At 66.8% G+C, this 21465-nt stretch carries 20 protein-coding genes; 12 read left to right on the forward strand and 8 right to left on the reverse strand.

Annotation, left to right across the window (positions count from 1 at the left end; genetic code table 11):
• Window positions 1-53: 53 nt before the first annotated feature.
• The 5 genes from I8N54_RS17885 to ilvD form a co-directional block, all read right to left on the reverse strand.
• The gene (locus tag I8N54_RS17885; RefSeq protein WP_140195385.1) at window positions 54-959 is read right to left on the reverse strand and encodes a LysR family transcriptional regulator; all 906 of its coding nucleotides are present in this window, start codon (window positions 957-959) and stop codon (window positions 54-56) included.
• A gap of 273 nt (window positions 960-1232) precedes the next feature.
• Complete coding sequence (locus I8N54_RS17890; RefSeq protein WP_140195383.1) at window positions 1233-1601, reverse strand: hypothetical protein; 369 nt, start codon at window positions 1599-1601, stop codon at window positions 1233-1235.
• 10 nt (window positions 1602-1611) lie between these two features.
• The gene (locus I8N54_RS17895; protein WP_140195381.1) at window positions 1612-2385 is read right to left on the reverse strand and encodes a DUF6478 family protein; all 774 of its coding nucleotides are present in this window, start codon (window positions 2383-2385) and stop codon (window positions 1612-1614) included.
• Between the two features lie 107 nt (window positions 2386-2492).
• On the reverse strand, window positions 2493-3119 hold the full coding sequence (locus tag I8N54_RS17900; protein WP_140195379.1) for a hypothetical protein: 627 nt from the start codon (window positions 3117-3119) through the stop codon (window positions 2493-2495).
• Between the two features lie 2 nt (window positions 3120-3121).
• Window positions 3122-4885: a dihydroxy-acid dehydratase gene (ilvD, locus tag I8N54_RS17905; RefSeq protein WP_140195377.1), complete on the reverse strand. Its 1764-nt coding sequence runs from the start codon at window positions 4883-4885 to the stop codon at window positions 3122-3124.
• A gap of 120 nt (window positions 4886-5005) precedes the next feature.
• Between ilvD and I8N54_RS17910 the strand changes: the two genes are divergently transcribed.
• The 4 genes from I8N54_RS17910 (at window position 5006) to I8N54_RS17925 (ending at window position 9160) form a co-directional block, all read left to right on the forward strand.
• Window positions 5006-5926, forward strand: a complete 921-nt coding sequence (locus tag I8N54_RS17910; protein WP_140195375.1) for a CPBP family intramembrane glutamic endopeptidase — start codon at window positions 5006-5008, stop codon at window positions 5924-5926.
• 54 nt (window positions 5927-5980) lie between these two features.
• Window positions 5981-6943, forward strand: coding sequence for an acetyl-CoA carboxylase, carboxyltransferase subunit beta (gene accD, locus I8N54_RS17915; protein ID WP_140195373.1), 963 nt, complete (start codon window positions 5981-5983; stop codon window positions 6941-6943).
• On the forward strand, window positions 6940-8217 hold the full coding sequence (locus I8N54_RS17920; protein ID WP_140195372.1) for a bifunctional folylpolyglutamate synthase/dihydrofolate synthase: 1278 nt from the start codon (window positions 6940-6942) through the stop codon (window positions 8215-8217). Before accD ends, I8N54_RS17920 begins: the two co-directional genes overlap by 4 nt.
• A gap of 178 nt (window positions 8218-8395) precedes the next feature.
• A complete protein-coding gene (locus I8N54_RS17925) occupies window positions 8396-9160 on the forward strand; it encodes a LysM peptidoglycan-binding domain-containing protein (RefSeq protein WP_197097584.1) in 765 nt (254 codons plus the stop codon).
• Window positions 9161-9231: 71 nt separating this feature from the next.
• Here I8N54_RS17925 and zapE read toward each other — a convergent pair whose 3' ends face one another.
• The gene (gene zapE / locus I8N54_RS17930; protein WP_140195368.1) at window positions 9232-10299 is read right to left on the reverse strand and encodes a cell division protein ZapE; all 1068 of its coding nucleotides are present in this window, start codon (window positions 10297-10299) and stop codon (window positions 9232-9234) included.
• A gap of 61 nt (window positions 10300-10360) precedes the next feature.
• On the opposite strand from zapE, the gene I8N54_RS17935 reads away from it, so the two are divergent.
• The 8 genes from I8N54_RS17935 (at window position 10361) to I8N54_RS17970 (ending at window position 17698) form a co-directional block, all read left to right on the forward strand.
• Window positions 10361-10828, forward strand: a complete 468-nt coding sequence (locus tag I8N54_RS17935; RefSeq protein ID WP_140195366.1) for a GNAT family N-acetyltransferase — start codon at window positions 10361-10363, stop codon at window positions 10826-10828.
• A gap of 280 nt (window positions 10829-11108) precedes the next feature.
• A complete protein-coding gene (gpmI, locus tag I8N54_RS17940) occupies window positions 11109-12626 on the forward strand; it encodes a 2,3-bisphosphoglycerate-independent phosphoglycerate mutase (RefSeq protein WP_140195364.1) in 1518 nt (505 codons plus the stop codon).
• Window positions 12623-13762 (forward strand): murein hydrolase activator EnvC family protein, encoded by a 1140-nt coding sequence (locus I8N54_RS17945; protein WP_140195362.1) that lies wholly within the window; start codon window positions 12623-12625, stop codon window positions 13760-13762. The genes gpmI and I8N54_RS17945 overlap by 4 nt, the downstream gene beginning before the upstream one ends.
• Window positions 13759-15129, forward strand: a complete 1371-nt coding sequence (locus tag I8N54_RS17950) for a S41 family peptidase (protein WP_140195360.1) — start codon at window positions 13759-13761, stop codon at window positions 15127-15129. Before I8N54_RS17945 ends, I8N54_RS17950 begins: the two co-directional genes overlap by 4 nt.
• A 156-nt stretch (window positions 15130-15285) precedes the next feature.
• On the forward strand, window positions 15286-15522 hold the full coding sequence (locus I8N54_RS17955; protein WP_140195358.1) for a hypothetical protein: 237 nt from the start codon (window positions 15286-15288) through the stop codon (window positions 15520-15522).
• A gap of 198 nt (window positions 15523-15720) precedes the next feature.
• Window positions 15721-16203, forward strand: coding sequence for an RNA pyrophosphohydrolase (locus tag I8N54_RS17960; RefSeq protein ID WP_140195356.1), 483 nt, complete (start codon window positions 15721-15723; stop codon window positions 16201-16203).
• Between the two features lie 109 nt (window positions 16204-16312).
• Window positions 16313-16798, forward strand: a complete 486-nt coding sequence (locus tag I8N54_RS17965) for a hypothetical protein (protein WP_140195354.1) — start codon at window positions 16313-16315, stop codon at window positions 16796-16798.
• A gap of 42 nt (window positions 16799-16840) precedes the next feature.
• A complete protein-coding gene (locus tag I8N54_RS17970; RefSeq protein ID WP_140195352.1) occupies window positions 16841-17698 on the forward strand; it encodes a class I SAM-dependent methyltransferase in 858 nt (285 codons plus the stop codon).
• A 4-nt stretch (window positions 17699-17702) separates the two neighbouring features.
• Here I8N54_RS17970 and I8N54_RS17975 read toward each other — a convergent pair whose 3' ends face one another.
• On the reverse strand, window positions 17703-18851 hold the full coding sequence (locus tag I8N54_RS17975) for a lytic murein transglycosylase (RefSeq protein WP_140195350.1): 1149 nt from the start codon (window positions 18849-18851) through the stop codon (window positions 17703-17705).
• A gap of 218 nt (window positions 18852-19069) precedes the next feature.
• On the reverse strand, window positions 19070-21343 hold the full coding sequence (gene rnr, locus I8N54_RS17980; RefSeq protein ID WP_140195348.1) for a ribonuclease R: 2274 nt from the start codon (window positions 21341-21343) through the stop codon (window positions 19070-19072).
• Window positions 21344-21465 lie beyond the last annotated feature (122 nt).

Genomic DNA, 21465 nt, shown 5'->3' on the forward strand with positions numbered 1-21465 from the left:
GGCGCGGTCCGGGGACCGCGCCGTTCAGTTGGGCTGGTGACGCGCCTGGTTTGTCACCACTTCTCGGGACCCTTCTCGGCAAAGTTATGCACGAGGAAATCGATGAAGGCGCGGACCTTCGGCTGGGTGAAACGACCCGGCGGATAGACCGCGTAGATGCCCTGCGTCTCGGACGGGAGATCGGGAATCGCTTCCTCCACCAGTCCCTTCGCCATCGCATCGGCGTAAAGGAAGGACGGCAGGTAGGCGATGCCGAGCCCGCTGATGCAGGCATTCAGCAGCGACTGTCCGTCGTTGACGGTGAGCCAGCCAGCGGTGCGCACCTGGCGCTTTTCGCCCGAAGGGGCGGTCAGCTTCCAGACGGCACCGTTGGACTGGTTCGAGTAGTGGAGCAGCTTGTGCTCGTTCAGATCGTCGATCTTCTGCGGCCGGCCATATTGTTCGAAATAGCCGGGCGCGGCGATCATGCGCTTCGTCGTTTCGGTCAGTTTGCGGGCGCGGAGCGTGCTGTCTTCCAGCTCTCCGATCCGAACTGCCATGTCGAAGCCTTCCGAGATCAGTTCCACGTACCGGTTGTTGAGAACCATGTTGACCGTGATGTCCGGGAATTCCGACAGGAAGTCCCCGAGTACGGGTGAGAGGTGGTTCACCCCAAAGTCCGTGGCGACCGAGATCCGAAGCAGGCCTGAGGGGGCCGACTGCATCGAGGTAACCAGAGCGTCCGCTTCGCCAGCGTCGTTAAGGACGCGGCGGGCGCGATCGTAATAGGCGAGGCCGATCTCCGTGGGGGAGACGCGTCGCGTTGTGCGATTGAGAAGTCGGGCGCCAAGGCGCGCCTCCAGCGACGAAACGTGCTTCGAGACGGCCGATTTGGATATGCCCATCTTCTTCGCGGCATCGGTGAAGCCACCCTGGTCAACGACCGTGGCAAAGGCTTCCATTTCCGTGAGGCGATCCATTTATCGGCCCTTCTGCTTGCTCATCGAGACAGCCACGTGTTTGGCGAGCAATTCGGGCAGATTTTCGTCGCGGGGCCGACAATAAAGCGGTTTCTGAGTAATCAATTCTGCATTCGAAACAGGCACCGGAGGGGGTACAGAAGGCCAACAAGCCACTGATTTCAAAGCGTTCCGTGTGTATTTTGGAGCCTGTTCACCGCAAATTGCGGCGTGTTCTCGCGGCCACGCTTGACCTTGACGTCATCCGAAACATTGACGCGGTCGGGGCCGCTGTCAGACCGTTTCGGTACAATGACGGCGAAACGCGCGCTTGAGCATGTCGAGCTCCGCCCGGAGCAGGTCGACCTCGGCGCGGATGTCGTCGGCGAGTGCATCGCCGGCGACGATCGACACTGTGGCCAGTCGGTCGCCCGACTCGCGCTCGGTGAGCACCACGGTATGGACGCCGTCAGCGATGATCGACGCCGGGATCGGCAATCGGACCGCGTGGCCGCCCTCCGCCTTGCTGACTTCGACGCCCTCCAGTTCCTTGCCGTCGTGAGTGGCCTGGATACGGGGCGGCGTGTCGCCGGTGTAGCCGGTCAGGAAACCTTCCCAGACACCTTCGTTGAGCCGGGTCTTCGTCAGGATGATGTCGCTCATGGCTCGCCTCTCACAGCTCTGCGCGCGGGTAGCGGCTGAAGGTCAGGTCGCGGATCGTGATCTGGTTCATCTCCGGCCCCTCGAAGATCAGGTCGATCCACATCTTCTCCGCCCGCTTCTCGTTCAGCTTGGTGTAGGCGAGGTCGAATTCGACCATCACGTCAGCCTCGCCGAGCGGCAGTTCGCGGACGATCTGTTCCGTGTTGGGGCCGTGCTTGATGTTCAGACGGGCGAAGATCTCGATCGGGTATTCCGTCTCGATGATCGTATCGAGGCGGATCAGGTGCTTCTTCTTCACGTTGAGCGCGGCATCCGGCGGCAGGTCGAGCACGACGGACAGAAACGAACCGTCGAAGCGGAACACGTCGAGGCGAAGACCGTAGGGCGCGAGGTCGGCTTCCCGCAGGTTGCGGAGCTGGCGCAGTGTCAGCTCGCTGATCCGGCAGTCGTGGAAGACCGTGACCTCGTCGCCGAACATCTCTCGCGTTTCGACGGGGGCCATCCCTTTGCTGCCGATCGGGCCGCGCCAGAGCTGCGGGCGCCATGACCAGTCGGTGCCGCGCGGGCGGGGGAACGCGGTGTTGCCAATCAGCGGAAGGGCGAGCCGTTCGTCCGCGACATAGAGCAGTTCGTCGAGCTGCATCCGCAGGGCACGGGCGCGGCTACGCTTCTCGCGCAGGACGGACAGTTTCTCTGACCAGGCCTGCCGGGCCGAGCGCCGCCAGCGACGGAGGTTCGCCCCGTGCAGAACCTTTTCCATTGGTCCGGTGCCGCGTGCCGCCATGCCCCATCCGTTCGTTCACCGCCGCGCGTCCGAGGCGCGGCTCTGGTTCATACCTGCCAAACCGTTTCCGCTTTTGAAACAGTCAGGGTGGTTCGCTGCGCCCGTTTCTAGGACCTCTGCCCGCGATTCGACGCCCGGATGGCAGAGACGGCCTGTTCGGCCAACCTGCGTTCGGCGTCTCCCGTCAGGGGCACGTCCGGATAGGGGCGCACGCCGAGTGTGACGAGCCGGCCGCCTATGTCAAAGAAGGCACGCCATGCCGGAGGGGAGAGGGGGTCCGTCGTTCCCGTGGTGCCGCGGAAAGCGACGAGCACGAGGCCGGGTTGCTGCATCACGTCGCTGACTGACACTGCCTGCCCGTCCGCCAGCAGCGCCTGCCCCTCCGGGGTCCGGACGTAGGCGGCAACGGCGGCTTCGGAGCCGTCGACCATCGCGCTGCCAAGGGTGCCGACCTGGACGGTGACGAGCGCATCAAGCGCGGGCGGTGAGCCCTCGCCCGAGATGCGCGCGCAACTTGCGATGATGGCGAAGCCGTCAGCCGGGCGGCTGGCGGTGCGGTCGACGCAGTAGCTGTCCGGACCGCGCACCGTGACCGCGCCATCGCGCAGCGCGAGCGACGTGGAGGGAGCGTTGCCGCCGGGCTGAAGCCGGGCGAGTGGCGCGCCGAGGTCGGTGCCGCAGCCCGACAGGGCTGCGGCCACCGCAAGGAGCGCCGCGCGACCGGCGGTCAGCATCCTCAGAGGTCCATGTAGACGTGCGTTTCGGCCTTCGCGCCGGGGTGCGTCACGGCGCCGAGACGGGTGGAGCCGACGAGCTTGGCGAACTTCCAGACCGCGCCGCTGGCGTAGTTGGTCGGACGCGGGCCGGACCAGTCCTTCTTTCGCTCGGCGAGTTCCTCGTCCGAGACATCGACGCTCAGTTCGCCGGTCACGGCGTTGATCGTGATGAGGTCGCCGTCCTTCAGCATCGCGATCGGACCGCCGTGCGCCGCTTCGGGGCCGACGTGGCCGACGCAGAAGCCGCGCGTCGCACCGGAGAAGCGACCGTCGGTGATGAGCGCGACCTTCTTGCCCATGCCCTGACCGGAGAGCGCGGCGGTGGTCGCCAGCATCTCGCGCATGCCGGGGCCGCCTGCGGGGCCCTCGTTGCGGATGACGAGAACTTCGCCTTCGTTGTAGGTCCGGGCTTTCACGGCTTCGAAGGCCTCTTCCTCGGATTCGAAGACGCGGGCGGGGCCGGTGAAGACCTGCTCTTCTTCCTTCATGCCCGCGACCTTCACGATCGCCCCGTCGGGCGCGAGGTTGCCCTTCAGGCCGACAACGCCGCCGGTCTTGGTGATGGGCGTGTCGATCGAGTGGATGACGCGGCCGTCGACGTTGCGATCGATGAGGTCGAGTTCCTCGCCGATGGTGCGACCGGAAGCGGTGATGCAATCCTCGTGGATCAGGCCGGCTTTGCGGAGCTCCTTCATCACGACGGGAATGCCGCCGGCGTCGTAGAGGTCCTTGGCGACGTACTGGCCGCCCGGCTTCAGGTCGACGAAATAGGGCGTGTCGTGGAAGATGTCGCAGACGTCGAACAGGTCGAAGTCGATCCCCGCCTCGTGCGCGATGGCGGGCAGGTGCAGGCCGGCGTTGGTGGAGCCGCCGGTACAGGCGACGACGCGGGCCGCGTTCTCGAGCGCCTTGCGGGTGACGACGTCACGGGCACGGATGTTCTTCTCGAGCAGGTTCATGACCGCGGCGCCGGAGGCGGTGCCGTACTGGTCGCGGCTCTCGTACGGTGCGGGTGCGCCGGAGGAGTTGAACAGCGCGAGGCCGATCGCCTCGGACACGCAGGCCATGGTGTTGGCGGTGAACTGGCCACCGCAGGCCCCGGCGGAGGGGCAGGCCACCCGCTCGAGAATTGCGAGCGCGGCGTCCGACAGCGTGCCGTTCTGATGGCGGCCGACGGCTTCGAACATGTCCTGAACGGTCAGGTCGCGAGTCGCGAATTCTTCGGGAACGTCGGCACCGGCGGGCACTTTGCCCGGCAGGATCGAGCCGCCGTAGATGAAGACGGACGGCGTATTCAGCCGCACCATCGCCATCATCATGCCCGGCAGCGACTTGTCGCAGCCTGCGAGACCGACGAGCGCGTCGTAGCAGTGGCCGCGCATGGTGAGTTCGACGGTGTCCGCGATCGCCTCACGGCTGGCGAGCGAGGAGCGCATGCCCTCATGGCCCATGGCGATGCCGTCGGTGACGGTGATCGTGGTGAATTCGCGCGGGGTGCCGCTGGCGGACTTCACGCCGAGCTTCACCGACTGTGCCTGGCGGGACAGTGCGATGTTACAGGGCGCGGCCTCGTTCCAGCAGGTGGCGACGCCGACGAGCGGCTGGCCGATCTCTTCCTCGGAGAGGCCCATGGCATACATGTAGGAGCGGTGCGGTGCTCGTGCCGGGCCGTCGGTCACATGGCGGCTTGGCAGTTTCGACTTGTCCATCTTGCCCTTGAGCATTTCGCTTCCTCCGGTTCCGTTGGGTCGTGGTCTATCCCCGCCTCGTTTGAGCGGCAAGTGGATCCGACTCGCCCGCGATCCGGCCCAAAAATCGTCTAAAATCCCGATCAGGTTGCGGACATGCGTACGAGTGATCCCCTCGTTGATCCCCCGGTCTATCCAGAGATTTCCGCCTTGCGCGGGCTGGCTTTGATCGGCGTTACAGTGACCGGTTTCGTCGTGTTCGTGGCGACGCTGGTCACTGCTTCAACCTTCGGCGCGCTGCCCAACGACTGGATTGCGCTGGTGCGGTCCGCCCCGCTGCGCGTCGGGGGCGCCGAGACGCCCGACGCGCTCCGCCAGTCGGCGCACCAGTTGATCCTGTTGATGTTGCTGAGCGGGCCGGTCCTGTGGCTGCTGTTCCTCGCGGCGCATCGTGTCGTGCTCGGCTTCTCCGCCCTGCGTTGGCTGGGAGAGGGGCGCGCGTTCCGCCGCGACCTGCTGACCGCGCTCGCGATCGTCGCGCCGCCCTTCGCGGGCGTCGCCGTCTGGCAGATCACCTCCGGCGCGGTCGATCCCTTGGCCGGGTTCGCCGCCGCACCGTTCGCCGCGCTCGCCATCTTCCTTCTGTTGCCCGCACAGACGCTGATCGAGGAGATCGTGTTTCGCGGGTTCCTGCAGCGATGGCTGGCAGGCATCACGCCCACGACGTTCCTCGTCGCGACGCTGATCCAATCATCGCTCTTCGGTCTGCTGCACGAGCACTGGTCCTATGCCTTCGCGGTCGGGGTCATCACCACGATGCTGACCTACCGGACCGGTAACCTCGCCGCCGCCTGGGCCTTTCACCTGACCAACAATTTCTACGTCACGCTCGTCGGCTTCGGAACGGGCGCCCCGGCGCGGATCATTCCGGAGCCGTTCGACTTCCCGATCGGGCAAGCCATCGGGCTGTGGATGATCGTCGCGGTCGGCGTTGTCGTCCGGCTGCGCGTCGGGGCAGAGGCCGCCGCCTGCCTGCCGGTCGGATCACGCCGACGGAGGGCCTCCCTGCCCGGTTGATTGCATTCCACCCTCACGCGTCTTATTTCGGAGCCCGAGCGCAATGAGGGCCGCATGAACTGGATCACCAACTACGTCCGCCCCCGCATCAATTCCATCTTCTCGCGCCGCGAAGTGCCCGAGAATCTGTGGACCAAGTGCGATGAATGCGGGACGATGCTGTTCCATCGGGAACTCAGCGATAACCTGAACGTCTGCACCAATTGCGGGCATCACATGGCGATCACGCCGCGCGAGCGGTTCAAGGCGCTGTTCGACGGCGGCACGTTCGCCGAGGTCGCCGTGCCGGAGCCGATCTCCGACCCGCTGCATTTCCGCGACCAGAAGCGCTATCCCGACCGGCTGAAAGCCGCGCAGCGCACGACGGGCGAAAAGGAAGCGATGCTCGTCGCCGAGGGCGAGATCGGCCGCACGCCGATCGTCGCCGCCGCGCAGGACTTCACCTTCATCGGCGGATCGCTGTCGATGTATGTCGGCAACGCCATTATCGCCGCCGCCGAGCGTGCGGTCGCGACGAAGCGGCCGCTGATCCTGTTCTCCGCCGCCGGTGGCGCGCGGATGCAGGAGGGGATCCTCGCCCTGATGCAGATGCCGCGCACCACCATCGCGGTGGAGATGCTGAAAGAGGCCGGCCTGCCCTACATCGTCGTGCTCACGCACCCAACGACGGGCGGGGTCACCGCGTCCTACGCGATGCTGGGCGATGTCCAGATCGCCGAGCCGAACGCGCTGATCTGCTTCGCCGGGCCGCGCGTGATCGAACAGACCATCCGCGAGAAGCTTCCCGAGGGCTTCCAACGGGCGGAATATCTGCTCGACCATGGGATGCTGGACCGTGTGACGAAGCGGACCGAGATGCGGGATGAGCTGATCTCCATCACCCGGCTGCTGCTCGGGCTCGACCAGGCGGTGAAGGGCGACCTGCCTCCGCCGGAGCCCGCATCGCCGGAATCGACCCTTCCCGCGCCGGAGCCCAAGGCGACGGACGCGAAGACCGCCGAGGAAAAGGCCGAGTGAGTCAGACCTCTGACGTCATCCTTCAGCGGATGACGTCCCTGCACCCGAAGATCATCGACCTGACGCTCGACCGCATGTGGCGGCTGCTCGAGGCACTGGGCAATCCGCAGGACAAGCTGCCGCCGGTGGTGCATATCGCCGGGACCAACGGCAAGGGATCGACGCAGGCCATGCTGCGCGCCGGGCTCGAAGCCGGCGGCAAGGTGGTCCATGCCTATACCTCGCCGCATCTCGCCCGGTTCCACGAACGCATCCGGCTGGCGGGAGAGCTGATTACCGAGGACGCGCTGACCGAAGTGCTCGACCGCTGCTACGAGGCGAACGGCGGCGAAGAGATCACCTATTTCGAGATCACCACCTGCGCCGGCATCCTCGCCATGTCGGAGGTTCCGGCGGATTACACGCTGCTCGAGGTCGGGCTTGGCGGGCGGCTCGACGCGACGAACGTGGTTGCCAAGCCAGCGCTGACGGTCATCACGTCGGTCGACTACGACCATCAGCAATATCTCGGCGATACGCTGGAAGCGATCGCGGGCGAGAAGGCGGGCATTCTGAAGCGGGGCGTGCCTTGCGTCGTCGGCCGCCAGCACGAGGAAGCGCTCGAGGTGATCGAGGCGAAGGCCGCGCGGCTCGGCGCGCCGCTGCTCGCGCTCGGCCAGCACTGGCAAGTATCGGAGGAGCGCGGGCGGCTGGTCTACCAGGACGACCACGGATTGCTCGACCTGCCCCGTCCGGTCCTGCCGGGACCGCATCAGATCGACAACGCGGGCGGCGTGATCGCCGGGCTGCGGTATCTCGGCTTCGGCGAGACGGAGTGCGAGGCGGCGATGACGCAGGCCGAGTGGCCGGCGCGGATGCAGCGGATGACCTCCGGGTCGCTGGTCGACCTCGCCGGGACTTGCGAGCTGTGGCTCGACGGCGGGCACAACCCGGCGGCCGGTGAGGCGATGGCGGGCACGCTCTCGGCGATGGCGAAGAAGCCGACGCACATGATCTGCGGAATGCTGTCGACCAAGGACGTGAAGGGCTACCTGCGCCCCCTCGCGCGGCATGGCGACAGCCTGACCGCATTCGAGATCCCGGACGAGACGGCGACCCTGCCTGCGGCGGTGACCGCCACCGAGGCGCGCGCGGTCGGGTTCGCCGAGGTGACGGAAGCGCCCGACATCCGTTCCGCGATCCGGAACATCGCTGAGGCACATCCGGGCAGTCGCATCCTGATCTGCGGCTCGCTCTACCTCGCCGGGCACGTAATCCGCGAAAATCTCGCCTGAACGGGCAAAAACGAATCACCGCCTGTTGACCACGAATCACGTTTCACACTAGATGTTGTGCAAAGCCGCCGCGCGGTTTCTCCACTCCATCTGCCGCGCTCGCCAAGGGTTTCCGCATGCCGCGCAAGACGGTCCAGACTGCCGCCTTGACGCCTCTCCCGTCCGAGGAGCGGCGCGCATGATCCGCATCGTGCTCGGTCTGTTCGTCGTCTCCGTCGGTGTCTGCGCCTTCATCCTGTATGGCCGCGACGACGGCACCGGGGTGTCCGTGACTCGCGCCGCCTCTCAACCGCTTCTGTCCGCCGATCCCGCCGCCACCGCCGACGCGCTGCGCGATGCCGCCGCGTTGCTCGCCCAGGTGCCCGCGCCGGAAGAGGACGAAGTCCCGGTGATCGAGGTCGCCTCCGATGCACCGACCTTCGCGGACGTGTCCGGTGCGCCCGAGCCGGCGTCGGGCTTTCCGCAGACGCAGGACGAGCTGCGCATCGCCCTGATCGAAGCCTTCACGCTCGACTGGACCGACGCGCAGATCAGCGCGCTGATCGCCCGGTCGATCGACGTCGAGGGGGTGGAGATCCCCGCCTCCATCCTCACCGGACAGGGCCGGGTCGACCTCGCCCCCTACCTGCCGGACGGCTACACGCCCATGGACGCGGTCGAAGTCGCGCTGCGCGAAGCGATGGACAGCACGGCGCCGGTCGAGGATGCGACCGAGGAACCGGTCGAGATCGCCGTGCCGGAAGCTGAACAGGCGCCGCCCGTCCCGAACGAACGTGACGGGCCGGAGACTTACGTGGTCGAGAGCGGCGATTCACTGAGTTCCATCGCGGAGGCCTACTACGGCGATCCGGACGATTACGTCCGCATCCTCGAGGCCAACCGCGACCTGATCGGAGACAACCGGGAGAACATCCACGTCGGATGGGAACTGGTTCTGCCCTAGGGCAATGACGAGCTTGGCAGGGCGGGGGGGCGGGCCGTAAGAGCCCGTCTCCTTGTTTTTGGGGGTCGGTTTCAGTCCCGCGCGTCGCCCCAGCCGTCGGCCTGCATCTCTGCCAGACGGCTTGCCGTGCGCTCGAACTCGAAGGCGCCGGGGCCTTCGACATAGAGCGAGTCGGGCAGGTCGGCGGCAGAGCAGAAGAGCTTCACCTTCGCCTCGTAGAGCGCGTCGATCAGCGTGACGAAGCGCTTGGCCTCGTTGAAGTTCGACCGGCCGAGGCGGGGAATGTCCTCGAGGATCAGCACCCGCGCGGCATCGGCGAGGGCGAGGTAGTCCGCCGCGCCGAGCGCCCGGCCGCAGAGGTCGTAGAATTTCGCCCGTGCGACGCCGTTGTGGAAACGCGGGATTTCCACGTTCCGCCCCTGAACGTGCAGTGTGAGGGGCTCTTCCTTGCCGTCGGTCAGGCTCTGCCAGATCTCGTCGAGCGCCTGCCGCGACTTGGCGTTGGCGGGGGTGAAGTAGGTCTCCGTCCCGGCGAGCCGACCTTGCCGGTGGTCGTTGTCGCTCGACAGTTCGATGACCTCCATTTTCTCCTTCAGCAGGTCGATGAAGGGCAGGAAGAGCTGCCGGTTCAGCCCGTCCTTGTAGAGATCGTCCGGCGGCCGGTTGGAGGTCGTGACCACGGTGACGCCGCCGTCGAACAGACGTTCGAATAGGCGGCCGACGATCATCGCGTCAGCGATGTCGGTGATCTGCATCTCGTCGAAGGCCAGGAAGCGGATGCGGCCGGCGAGGTCCTCCGCAACCGGCTTGATCGCGTCGTCCACCCCCGTCGCTCGGGCCTTCTTCATCTCGCCGTGGACCCACTGCATGAAGGCGTGGAAGTGGTGGCGTTCCTTGGCGACCGTCACCTCGGCGAACATCAGGTCCATCAGCATGGACTTTCCGCGCCCGACGCCGCCCCAGATGTAGAGGCCGGTCACCGCTTCGGGTGCGGCCTTGCGGAACAGGCCGCGCTTGGGCTGGGGTTTCTCCAACGCGTCGCGCACCCGGTCCATCGCGGGCAGCAGCGACTCCTGCGAGGGGTCGGTCTTCAGCCTGCCGTCGGCGACGCGGCTCCGATAGGATTGTTCGACGCTCATCCGTTCTCGATTATCGTGCTGGCGCGGCTTAGAAAACCGCGAACCGTGCGGAGGGCCGGGAATGATCAGGGACGTGGTGCCGGAAGACGCGCCGATGCTGGCCCGGCTGCACGTCCAGTGCTGGCGGGAGACTTACACCGGCCTGCTGCCGGAGGAGGAGATCGCCGCCCGCCCCTACGAGGTGCGGCGCGCCCAGTGGGAGAACCAGATCGCCGCCGGGACGAGTCGGATCGCCGTGCTCCCCGACCTCGGGTTCGCGCAGGCCGGGCCGCAGCGGGACGGGCCATTGTCGACGGACTGGCCGGAGGAGCTCTATTGCCTCTACCTGCTGAAGGTCGGGCAGGGCCTTGGCCAGGGACGGACGCTGTTCGAGGCGGTTCGCGGACAGGTGCCGCTTACCGCACTGGTGCTCGATACCAACGAGGTGGCCTGCCGGTTCTACGAGCGCGCCGGGGGTGTGCTGCTCGAGACGCGGCCGGAGCATATCGGACAGGTGGCCATCAGCGAGCGGGTGTACGGGTTTCGGTGAGGAAACAGTCCGAACCCCGACAAAAGGGTCGCACCCGACCCCGGAAGGGTGCCTCCGAACGCTTGTTCAGCGCGATTTACCCCCAAAGCCCGAAGGACGGTCATGTTGCCCACGACTTCGCAATGCGCCCTCCCGTGGAGAGGGTCCGGGCGCGGCTCGAGCTGGTTGCTCGGGCCATGTCTGCTCTGCTGAGCACAAATTTTCGCGCTGCGACCACCGGATCGGTTCAAACCCGCGCAAGGCCGCTGTAGACCACCAGTTGCAACGAAGGAGATCGCCCATGGCCGCGCCGAAACCTGTTGTTCTCTGCATTCTCGATGGATGGGGCCTGAGGGAGGAGCGTGAGGCGAACGCGCCGGTCCTCGCCGACACGCCGACCTTCGACAGGCTGATGGAGACCTGCCCGCACGGCACGCTCGTCACCTACGGCCCCGACGTGGGCCTTCCGGAAGGCCAGATGGGCAACTCCGAAGTCGGGCACACCAACATCGGCGCGGGTCGGACCGTGGCGATGGACCTCGGCCAGATCGACCTCGCGCTGCAGAACGGGACCTACAAGGACCAGAGGGCGCTGCAGGAGTTCATCGGAAAGCTGAAGGAGTCCGGCGGCCGCGCCCACCTGCTCGGCGTCGTGTCCGACGGCGGGGTGCATGGCCACATCGCGCACCTCAAGCACACGATCGGGCTGATCACCGAGGCCGGCGTGCCGGTTGTGGTCCACGCGATCACCGACGGGCGCGACGTAGCGCCGAAATCGGGCGAGTCCTTCCTCGAGGACCTGATGTCGGACCTGCCCTCGGAAGCGACTGTGGGCACTGTCACCGGGCGCTACTACGCGATGGACCGCGACAACCGCTGGGAGCGGGTCGAACAGGCCTATGACGCGATGGTTCTGGCCAAGGGCAACGGCGCACCGGACCCGGTCTCCGCCATCAAGGCGTCCTACGAAGCGGACAAGACGGACGAGTTCGTCGTCGCGACGGTCATCGGCGATTACGACGGGATGAAGCCCGAGGACGGTGTCTTCTGCCTCAACTTCCGGGCCGACCGGGCGCGGGAAATCCTGCGCGCCATCGCCGATCCGGAGTTCGACGGTTTCGAGCGCGAGTTGCCGAAACTCGCCGCGCGGCTTGGCATGGTGGATTACTCCGAGGACCACAACGCGTGGTACGACAGTGTCTTCCCGAAGAAGAAGGTGGTGAACACGCTCGGCGCTTGGGTCGCCTCCAAGGGGCTGACGCAGTTCCGGCTGGCGGAAACGGAGAAATATCCGCACGTCACCTTCTTCCTCAACGGCGGCAAGGAAGAGCCCGAAGAGGGTGAGGACCGCTTCATGCCGAAATCGCCCAAGGTCGCCACCTACGACCTGCAGCCCGAGATGTCGGCACCCGAGGTGTCGGAGAAGTTCGTGGAGGCGATCGAGAAGGGTTACGACCTGATCGTGGTGAACTTCGCGAACCCCGACATGGTGGGCCATACCGGCGACCTCGACGCCGCGATGAAGGCGTGCGAGGCGGTGGACAAGGGCCTCGGCCAAGCGCTCGACGCGCTCGAGAAGGCCGGCGGCGCGATGGTGGTGATCGCCGACCACGGCAATTGCGAGACGATGGTCGATCCCGAAACCGGCGGCCCGCATACGTCGCACACGACCAACCTCGTTCCGGTCATCGTCTACGGCGGGCCGGAAGGCGCGACGGTGCACAACGGCATCCTCGCCGACGTGGCGCCGACGGTTCTGGACCTGATGGGCCTCGACCTGCCGGAAGAGATGACCGGGAAGAGCCTGATCGACGCATGATCCGCGCGCTCGCCCTTTGCCTGACGCTGATGGCGTCGGGTGTTTCCGCGCAGAGCGATCCGGCCACGGCCGCCGATGCGGCGGCGACGCGGCTTGACCGGGCAGCGCAGATGCTGGCCGACGCGCGCACCGGATCCGACCGGGTCGCCGCGCTAACCGAGACAGTGCGCGCCTACGAGGACGGGTTGGTCGCGATGCGCGAAGGGCTACGTCGAGCCTCGATACGGGAGCGCACCCTGTCGATCCAGTTCGAAGCCCGGCGCGACGAGCTATCCCGCCTGCTCGGCATCCTGTCGACCATCAGCAACGCGCCGACGCCACTTCTGCTGCTGCACCCCACGGGGCCGACCGGGACCGCGCGGTCGGGCATGATCCTCGCCGACGTGGCCCCTGCCCTGCAGCGCGATGCCGAACAGCTTCGCGCCGAACTGGAAGAGCTGGAGCTGCTGCGAACCCTGCAAGCCAGTGCGTCCGATACGCTCGAGGAAGGCCTGCAGGGCGCACAGGAAGCACGCACCGCGCTCAGCCAGGCAATTGCCGACCGGGTGGACCTGCCCCGCCGGTACGTCGAGGACGGCACCGCGATGCGTGACCTGATCGAGTCGACCGAGACGCTGTCGGCCTTCGCCAGCGGCCTGTCGGGCACCGTCGCGATGGAAGTCGAGGGCGCGCCGCAGCCCGATGTCTCCGCGCGCCGGGGCACGTTGTCGATGCCGGTCGAGGGCACGCTGATCCGGGGCTACCAGGAAGCGGACGCCGCAGGGGTCACCCGCCCCGGCTGGCTGATCGCGACGCGACCGGAGGCGCTGGTCACGACCCCTGCCGTGGCGACGATGCGCTATGCCGGGCCGCTGCTCGACTACGGCAACGTCGTGATCCTCGAGCCCGGATCGGGCGTGCTGTTCGTTTTCGCCGGGCTGGGCGAGGTCTACGGCGAGGTGGGCGAGGTGATCCCGGAAGGAGCGCCGATCGGCCTGATGGGTGGCGCCGCGCCAGACATTCAAGCTATTTTGACTGATAGCGTCGAGGGAGCGGATGCGTCACGCTCAGAGACGCTGTATGTCGAAATCCGAGACGGGCAGGACACGGTCGACCCCGCAGAGTGGTTCGTGCCGATGACAGGGAGTTCAGAATGAAGAAATTCGCGTTCGCCGCGACGATCGGGATCGTCACCAGCACGATCGTGACGACGCAGGTCGCCGGCCCCCTGCTCGCGCAGGAAGCCGACCGGTCCGCCAGCGTTTATGAACAGCTCGACCTGTTCGGCGACATCTTCGAGCGGATCCGCGCCCAGTATGTCGAAGAGGTCGACGAGTCCGACCTGATCGAGGCCGCCATCGACGGAATGCTGACGTCCCTCGACCCGCACAGCTCCTACCTGTCCGCCGACGACGCGGCCGACATGCGTGTGCAGACGCGGGGCGAGTTCGGCGGCCTCGGGATCGAGGTCACGCAGGAAGAGGGCTTCGTGAAGGTCGTCTCGCCGATGGACGGCACCCCGGCGGATGCTGCGGGCATGCTGGCCGGCGACTACATCACCGCCGTCGACGGGGAGAGCATCCTTGGCCTGACGCTCGACGAGGCGATCGACCTGATGCGCGGGCCCGTCGGCACCGAGATCGTCATCACGGTCGTGCGCGAGGACGTGCCGGAGCCGTTCGACGTCTCGATCATCCGTGACACCATTACGCTGACCGCCGTGCGAACCCGGACCGAGGGCGACTCGGTCGTGCTGCGGGTCACGACGTTCAATGACCAGACGTTCTCCAACCTCGAAGAGGGGCTGGCCGAGCAGATCGAGGCCGCCGGCGGTATCGACAGCATCAACGGCATCGTGCTCGACCTGCGCAACAACCCGGGCGGCTTGCTCGACCAGGCCGTGCAGGTGAGCGACGCATTCCTCGAAGAGGGCGAAATCGTCTCCACCCGTGGCCGCCTGGCCGAGGACAGCGACCGCTACAACGCCCGTGCCGGGGACCTCGCGCAGGGCAAGCCGATCGTCGTCCTTATCAATGGCGGCTCTGCCTCCGCGTCGGAGATCGTCGCCGGGGCGCTGCAGGATCATGCGCGCGCGATCGTCGTCGGTACGCAATCGTTCGGCAAAGGCTCTGTCCAGACCGTGATGCCGCTGCGGGGCGATGCCGCGATGCGTCTGACCACCGCGCGCTACTACACGCCGTCGGGCCGGTCGATCCAGGCGCTCGGTATCTCGCCCGACATCATCGTCGAACAGCCGCTGCCCCCGACGGAAGAGGAACTGGCCGAGGAAGAGGACGTGCCGCCGCGCTTCCGCTCCGAAGCCGACCTGCGCGGGGCGCTGGCGAACGACAGCCTGTCCGAAGAAGAGATGCAGCAGCTTGAGGAAGACCGCCAGCGGGCCGAGAATGCCGCCGCACTGCGGGAAGAGGACTACCAGCTCGCCTACGCGATCGACATCCTCAAGGGTCTTTCCGCCCTCGGTCCGCGCGGCTACCGCGTCGGGCAGGTGAATCAAGACCCGTGAGGTCTGCCGCGCCCTGAGACGTTCAGCCCCGTCGGTCCGCCGGCGGGGCTTTTTCGTTGAACGCGCCGCCTTGGCCTGTCCTTCTCGGGGAGGCGTGCATGAGGCCGCCTTGGCGTCGAAGTGTGAGGATTTCTTGGTGAGCCGGGGAAACAGCAAATGCGCAGACTGATCTTGTCCGCACTGTTCTTCGGCCTGTTCACCGTCTTCGGCTACCTGTTCTACGTCCAGTATTTCAGGTGGCGCACCCAGTTCAACGAGTTGGGCCGGTATTTCGACCCCGAAACGGGGGTCGTCTATCAGGCCCAATCGGGGCTTGTCTGGCTATCCCTGGCAATCGCGGCGCTTGGCCTGTCGCTGTTGCAGCTCTGGCGGTCCGGCAAATCCGGACGGTGATGCGCGAGAGAAGCCACCTGCGGTGCGCACGTCACGTCGGCGGCTGCTCCCTGGCGGGCTGAGAGGAAGCGGCCTCCCGGCGAATTGTCGGGGTCGCCGCTCTCGATCACTGTCAGCATGACGCTACCTCCGTTCGGTCGACCTTCCGGGTCGGCTCGACTATCACGCGGCAGGATAACGGAAATAAGGAGATCCGGCATGACCGATCAACCCGTCGACGAAAGCCTGTACCGCCCGTGTGTCGGGGTCGTTCTGGCCAATCGGAACGGTGAGGTGTTCGTCGGTCAACGGATCGAGTCGGATCAGCCGGCCTGGCAGATGCCGCAGGGCGGCATCGACGACGGGGAGACGGCGCTCCAGGCCGGGCTTCGCGAACTGTGGGAGGAGACGGGCGTGACCGCCGACCTCGTACGGATCGAGGCGGAGACGGAAGGCTGGCTGATTTACGACTTTCCCGACGACATCGCCAAGACCCGATGGAAGGGCCGCTTCAAGGGACAGCGGCAGAAGTGGCTGCTCGCCCGGTTCACCGGCGAGGATGACGCGGTGAACATCTCCACGGCGCATCCCGAGTTCTCCGAGTGGAAGTGGGTCACGCCGCTTCAGGCGCTCGAAGCGATCGTGCCCTTCAAGCGCGACGTCTACGAGCGGATGCTGCGGGAGTTCGACGGCCGCATCTGATCGCCCCGTGCAAGCAGCCCTGAGCTAAATAATTTGGTAACCGTGGCCAAGTATCCGGTCGCGGGCTGCGTCAAAGGTCAAAGACGCAAACACCAGACGGAGCCATTCGATGATCCTCCCCCTCATTCTCGCCACCGCCTCCCTGCTTGCGGCGACGCAGGCGAGCGCGCTGTCCTGCCTTCGCCCCGATCCGGCCACCGCCTTCCAGCGGGCCGCCGATGCGTCGGAGGAGTACGTCGTGCTGAACGGCACCTTCACCTTCGACGAGACGGCAATGCCCGGCGACGTGACGCCCGACGGGCCGGAGGCGCCGCCAGCCCATGTCCCCGCGACCTTCAGCGGCAATTACCTGACGGCGGACGGCTTCGTTGAGACCTACGAGGGGCCGCTGACGCTCGCCCCCGTCTGCGCCGGTCCGTGGTGCGGCTCGCTCGACGCGCCGGCCGACATGCTGGCCTTCGCCCTGCTTCAGGATGGTGCGATGACGGTCGAAATCTCACCCTGCTACGACATGGTCTTCACCGATCCCTCGCGCGAGGCACTGATGAAAGTCGTGTCCTGCATGCAGGGCGGCGACTGTTCGCCGCTTGAGTGAAGGCACTTCCCTAACGGCCCGGGGCACAGTATCCGGGCCGGTATGGCAAAAGAGAAACTTGATACGCGTGCGATCGGCCTCGACGTCGGGCTGAGCCTGATGAAATGGCTCACCGGGTCGGAGAACCTGCATTACGGCGACTGGACCGGCCTGGAGGTCAACGCCAGCAACGTGCTGGCCGCGCAGGAGGCCTATACCGCGCGGCTGTTCTCGCTGCTGCCGACGGAGCCGAGCCGCATCCTCGACATCGGTGGCGGTGCGGGCGTTACCGCGCGGAAGCTGACCGATCTCGGCCACACGGTCGAGATCGTCGTGCCTTCGGCCTTCCTTGCCGAGCGCTGCCGCGTGAACGCGCCCGACGCCATCGTGCACGAGGCGACGTTCGAGGCGGCGGAGCTGTCCGGCAAGTTCGACCTCTGCCTGTTTTCCGAAAGCTTCCAGTATGTCGCGCTCGACGAGGGGCTGGCGAAGTGCCTCACCCTGCTTGCCGACGGCGGATCCATCGTGCTGGCCGACTGCTTCCGTCCCGAGGGTTTCCAGCTCGAGAAGATGCGCGCCAAGGTCGGCGGGGGTCATCGGATGGAACGGTTCCGCGCGGAGCTGGCGAAGCTGCCGCTCGAGATCGTCGCGGAAGAGGACATCACCGAGGCCGTCGCGCCCTCTGTCGAAATCGAGCAGGGGCTGTTCAACGTGGTCGGCCATGCCGTGACCCGGATCGACGAAGAGCTGTCCGCCAAGCGCAAGGGCATCCGCCGGACCATCGGGTTGGTGCTGAAGGCGGTGATGAGCAAGCGCTCCCGCTCGCGCATGTCGCAGCGGCTGATGGAGCAGACCCGCAACCGCGAGACCTTCGCCGAGAACAACCGCTACCTCGTGATGAAGCTCCGCCCCACGGGCTGAGTCGTCAGCCCTCGCGCAGCCGGTCGAGCAGCGCGGTCGACGGGTAGCCGTCAGGTGTCAGACCGACGGCCTGCTGGTAGGCACGGATCGCGCCGATCGTGTTCGGCCCGATCTTGCCGTCGACGCCACGTGTGGAAAACCCTGCCCCGGTCAGCCGTTCCTGCAGTTCGAACCGTTCCTCGTTGGTGAGCGCCCGGCTGTCGCGCGGCCACTCGGCCACGAACGGATCGCCGCCGGTCAGTCGGTCGGACAGGTGTCCGACGGCGATCACGTAGGCGTCCGCCGCGTTGTAGCGCTCGATCACCGCGTAATTGTCGAAGATCATGAAGGCCGCCCCCTCCGCGCCGGCGGGCAGCAGGATCGACGCTTCGCCGTGGTCGGGCACCGGCGCGCCGTCCATGCCCATGACACCGATCTCGGCCCATTGTCCCGGTAGCCGCTCGACGCTTCTGTCTGCGAGGCGATAGTCGAAGCCCTCGGGCAGCGTCACCTCGACGCCCCAGGGTTGGCCGGGGATCCACCCGAACCGGGCGAGGTAGGCGGCCGTGGAGGCGAGCGCATCGGTCGGATCGTCCGCCCAGATGTCGCGCCGCCCGTCGCCATCGTAATCCACCGCGTAGGCGAGGAATGACGTCGGCATGAACTGGGTATGCCCCATCGCGCCGGCCCAGCTTCCGGTCATGTTCGCCGGAGACGTGTCCCCGTTCTGCAGGATGCGCAACGCGGCGAGGAGCTGGCCCTCGAAGAACGCGCCTCGACGCGAGTCGAAGGACAGAGAGGCGAGCGCCGGGATGATCGGTGTCTCGCCGCGGAAGGTGCCGAAGTGACTCTCCAGCCCCCAGATCGCCACGACCACGTCGCGGTCGACGCCGTAGCGCTGTTCGAGCGCGGCGAGCAGATCGGCCTGCGCGGCCATCGCCGCACGGCCCTCGGTCACCCGGTTGGCGGAGACGGCAGTGTCGAGATACTCCCAGATCGGCCGAACGAACTCCGCCTGGTTGCGGTCGCGGTCGATGATCTCGGGCTGGTAGCTGATCCCGTCGAGCGCGGCGTCGAGCGTTTCGGCAGTGATCCCGCGGTCGCGTGCCCTCGCACGGAAACCGTTCAGCCAGTCTGCGAAACCTTCGGACTCGGACGACTGGATCAGGACCATGGGCACCTCGGTTAACCGCAACGCTCCAACTTCAATCGCCGAAGCTCCGCCTGCGGGCAACCCGCCTGCCGTCACGTCACAGGCCAGTCCCAGCAGGGTCAGCGTCGCTGCTGCGGCAGCTCTCGTCGGCACCTGTTGTCCCCTCACCCGTCGCTGCTGACCCTCTCAGCGTACCCGCTGGCGAGAGCCGGACAACCGTGCATTCCCGGCGGTGCGGATTACCGCCGGGTCCGCTTCACCTTGCGTGCTGTCTTTGCGGCCTTCTTCTTCGCCGCGCCGACCTTGCGGCGCGGTGGCTTGCCTCGTCCGCGCGGGGCGCCGCCTCCGCCGCCGTGCCCCTTCGGCATCTTCTGATCCTCGAGCGACAGAAGCTCCACGATCAGGCCACCAGTGACGGGCGCGGCCTCCACCAGCTTCACGGTCACGCGCTGGCCCAGCCGGATGACGGTGCCGCTGTCGGCCCCCATCAGAGACTGGCTGTCGCGGTCGTAGTGAAAGAACTCCGCCCCGAGGGTACGGATCGGGATCATGCCGTCGGCGCCTGTCTCGTCCAGCTTCACGAAGACGCCGAACTTGGCGACGCCGCTGATGCGGCCGCCCATCTCGGCGCCGATCCGGTCGGAGAGGTAAGCGGCGAGGTAGCGGTCCGTCGTGTCCCGCTCCGCTGTCATCGACCGGCGCTCGGTGTCGGAGATATGCTGCGCCGTGTCCTGCAGGCGCTCGATCTCCTCCGGTGACAGCCCGTCCTTGCCCCAGCCATGCGCGGTGATGAGCGCGCGGTGGACGATCAGGTCGGAATAGCGCCGGATCGGCGAGGTGAAGTGCGCGTAGTTCTTCAGGGCGAGGCCGAAGTGGCCGAAGTTCTCCGGGTTGTAGTAGGCCTGCGTCATCGACCGCAGCGTCGCCATGTTGATGAGCTCCGCCTCGTCGCTGCCTTCGGCGGCCTTGAGCAGTCGGTTGAGGTGGGCGGTCTTGAGCACCTGCCCCTTGGCGAGCGTCAGGCCCGCGGCCTGCGCCGTCTCACGCAGCGCGTCGAGCTTGTCGGCGTCGGGCTCCTCGTGGACGCGGAACAGGAGCGGCGTGCGTTTCGCGATCAGGGTCTCGGCGGCGGCGACGTTGGCCAGCACCATGAATTCCTCGATCAGCCGGTGCGCGTCGAGCCGTTCCTTGTAGTCGATCGACGTGACCTCGCCCTCCTCGGACAGGACGATCTGCCGCTCCGGCAGGTCGAGCTCGAGCGGCTGACGTTCCGCCCGCGCCGTTCGCAATGCGTGGTAGGCGGCATAGAGCGGCTTGATCACGTCCTCCATATAGGGCGCGACCTTGTCGTTCGGGTCACCGTCCATGCCCGCCTGCACGTCCTCATAGTTCAGCGAGGCAGGGGAGCGCATGAGCCCCCGGTGGAACGTGTGGTCGATCTTGTGCCCGCTCGCGTCGATCCGCATCCGAACGGCAAGGACGGCGCGTGGCACGCCTTCGTGGAGCGAGCAGAGGTCGCCCGACAGCCGGTCCGGCAGCATCGGTACGACGCGGTCGGGGAAATAGGTGGAGTTGCCGCGCTTGCGTGCCTCGCGGTCGAGCTGCGAGCCGGGCCGCACATAGTAGGCGACATCGGCGATCGCGACCCAGATGACGTGGCCGCCTTCGTTCTTCGGATCGTCGTCGGCCTCGGCGAAGACGGCATCGTCGTGGTCGCGGGCATCCCACGGGTCGATGGTGATGAGCGGCACGTCCCGCAGATCCTCGCGGCCGGTGAGGCCGGCCGGCTTGGCGCGGTCGGCCTCGGCCACGACGTCGTCCGGGAACTGGTCGGGAATGCCGTGCTGATGGATCGCGATGAGGCTGACGGCGCGGGGTTCGGTCGGGTCGCCGAGGCGCGACGTGATCCGCGCTTTCGGCAGGCCGAGCCGGCCTTTCGGTCCGGCCTGCTCCGCCTCCACCAGCTCCCCATCCTTCGCGCCGTGTTCGTTGCCGGCGGGGACGACCCATTGCTTGTCCGAGCCCTTGTCGATCGGCATGATCCGACCGCCTTCGGACCCTTTTCGAAAGATGCCGAGCACGTGGATCGGGTTCGATCCGATCCGGCGGATCAGCCGGGCGGTGTAAGCGTGATCTTCGCCCTTCACCTCCGTCAGGCGGGCGAGGATGCGGTCGCCGCGCCCGAGCGCCGGATCGCTCTCGCGCGGCTGCAGAAGAACGCGCGGCTCCTCGCCCTCGCCGTGCCATTCGAGCGGGCGCGCGAAGAGATCGCCGTCGCCGTCCGGTTCCTGCACCTGCAGGATCGAGACGGGCGGCAGGCGGTCGGGGTCGCGATAGCTTTTCTTGCGTTTCTCGAGGTGCCCCTCGTCCTCCAGCTCCCGCAGGAGCCGCTTGAGGTCGATACGCTGCGCGCCCTTGAGGCCGAAGGCCTTGGCGATGTCGCGCTTTGCGGTCTGGGTCGGATTGTCGGAGATCCACTGCAGGATCTCGTCCTTGGACGGGATACGGGCCATGCGACCGGCGTAACACGGGCCTCGGGGCGCGTCATCGACAAACGCAGGCGTCAGCAACAGAGCGCGGGAGGCCTCCGGCGGGAGGTATTTGGAGCCGGATGACGCGGACGCGTTAAGGTTAA

It is taken from the genome of Pelagovum pacificum (assembly GCF_016134045.1).
Lineage (GTDB): Bacteria > Pseudomonadota > Alphaproteobacteria > Rhodobacterales > Rhodobacteraceae > Oceanicola > Oceanicola pacificus_A.

What these genes read in the sequence shown, in the direction of transcription:
- I8N54_RS17900 (WP_140195379.1), bottom strand. Translation starts at nt 3,119, where the DNA reads ATGCTGACCGCCGGTCGCGCGGCGCTCCTTGCGGTGGCCGCAGCCCTG.
- I8N54_RS17960 (WP_140195356.1), top strand. Translation starts at nt 15,721, where the DNA reads ATGACCGATCAACCCGTCGACGAAAGCCTGTACCGCCCGTGTGTCGGG.
- I8N54_RS17965 (WP_140195354.1), top strand. Translation starts at nt 16,313, where the DNA reads ATGATCCTCCCCCTCATTCTCGCCACCGCCTCCCTGCTTGCGGCGACG.
- I8N54_RS17890 (WP_140195383.1), bottom strand. Translation starts at nt 1,601, where the DNA reads ATGAGCGACATCATCCTGACGAAGACCCGGCTCAACGAAGGTGTCTGG.
- I8N54_RS17885 (WP_140195385.1), bottom strand. Translation starts at nt 959, where the DNA reads ATGGATCGCCTCACGGAAATGGAAGCCTTTGCCACGGTCGTTGACCAG.
- rnr (WP_140195348.1), bottom strand. Translation starts at nt 21,343, where the DNA reads ATGGCCCGTATCCCGTCCAAGGACGAGATCCTGCAGTGGATCTCCGAC.
- I8N54_RS17910 (WP_140195375.1), top strand. Translation starts at nt 5,006, where the DNA reads ATGCGTACGAGTGATCCCCTCGTTGATCCCCCGGTCTATCCAGAGATT.
- zapE (WP_140195368.1), bottom strand. Translation starts at nt 10,299, where the DNA reads ATGAGCGTCGAACAATCCTATCGGAGCCGCGTCGCCGACGGCAGGCTG.
- I8N54_RS17950 (WP_140195360.1), top strand. Translation starts at nt 13,759, where the DNA reads ATGAAGAAATTCGCGTTCGCCGCGACGATCGGGATCGTCACCAGCACG.
- ilvD (WP_140195377.1), bottom strand. Translation starts at nt 4,885, where the DNA reads ATGCTCAAGGGCAAGATGGACAAGTCGAAACTGCCAAGCCGCCATGTG.
- accD (WP_140195373.1), top strand. Translation starts at nt 5,981, where the DNA reads ATGAACTGGATCACCAACTACGTCCGCCCCCGCATCAATTCCATCTTC.
- I8N54_RS17935 (WP_140195366.1), top strand. Translation starts at nt 10,361, where the DNA reads ATGATCAGGGACGTGGTGCCGGAAGACGCGCCGATGCTGGCCCGGCTG.
- I8N54_RS17945 (WP_140195362.1), top strand. Translation starts at nt 12,623, where the DNA reads ATGATCCGCGCGCTCGCCCTTTGCCTGACGCTGATGGCGTCGGGTGTT.
- I8N54_RS17955 (WP_140195358.1), top strand. Translation starts at nt 15,286, where the DNA reads ATGCGCAGACTGATCTTGTCCGCACTGTTCTTCGGCCTGTTCACCGTC.
- I8N54_RS17895 (WP_140195381.1), bottom strand. Translation starts at nt 2,385, where the DNA reads ATGGCGGCACGCGGCACCGGACCAATGGAAAAGGTTCTGCACGGGGCG.
- gpmI (WP_140195364.1), top strand. Translation starts at nt 11,109, where the DNA reads ATGGCCGCGCCGAAACCTGTTGTTCTCTGCATTCTCGATGGATGGGGC.
- I8N54_RS17975 (WP_140195350.1), bottom strand. Translation starts at nt 18,851, where the DNA reads ATGGTCCTGATCCAGTCGTCCGAGTCCGAAGGTTTCGCAGACTGGCTG.
- I8N54_RS17925 (WP_197097584.1), top strand. Translation starts at nt 8,396, where the DNA reads ATGATCCGCATCGTGCTCGGTCTGTTCGTCGTCTCCGTCGGTGTCTGC.
- I8N54_RS17970 (WP_140195352.1), top strand. Translation starts at nt 16,841, where the DNA reads ATGGCAAAAGAGAAACTTGATACGCGTGCGATCGGCCTCGACGTCGGG.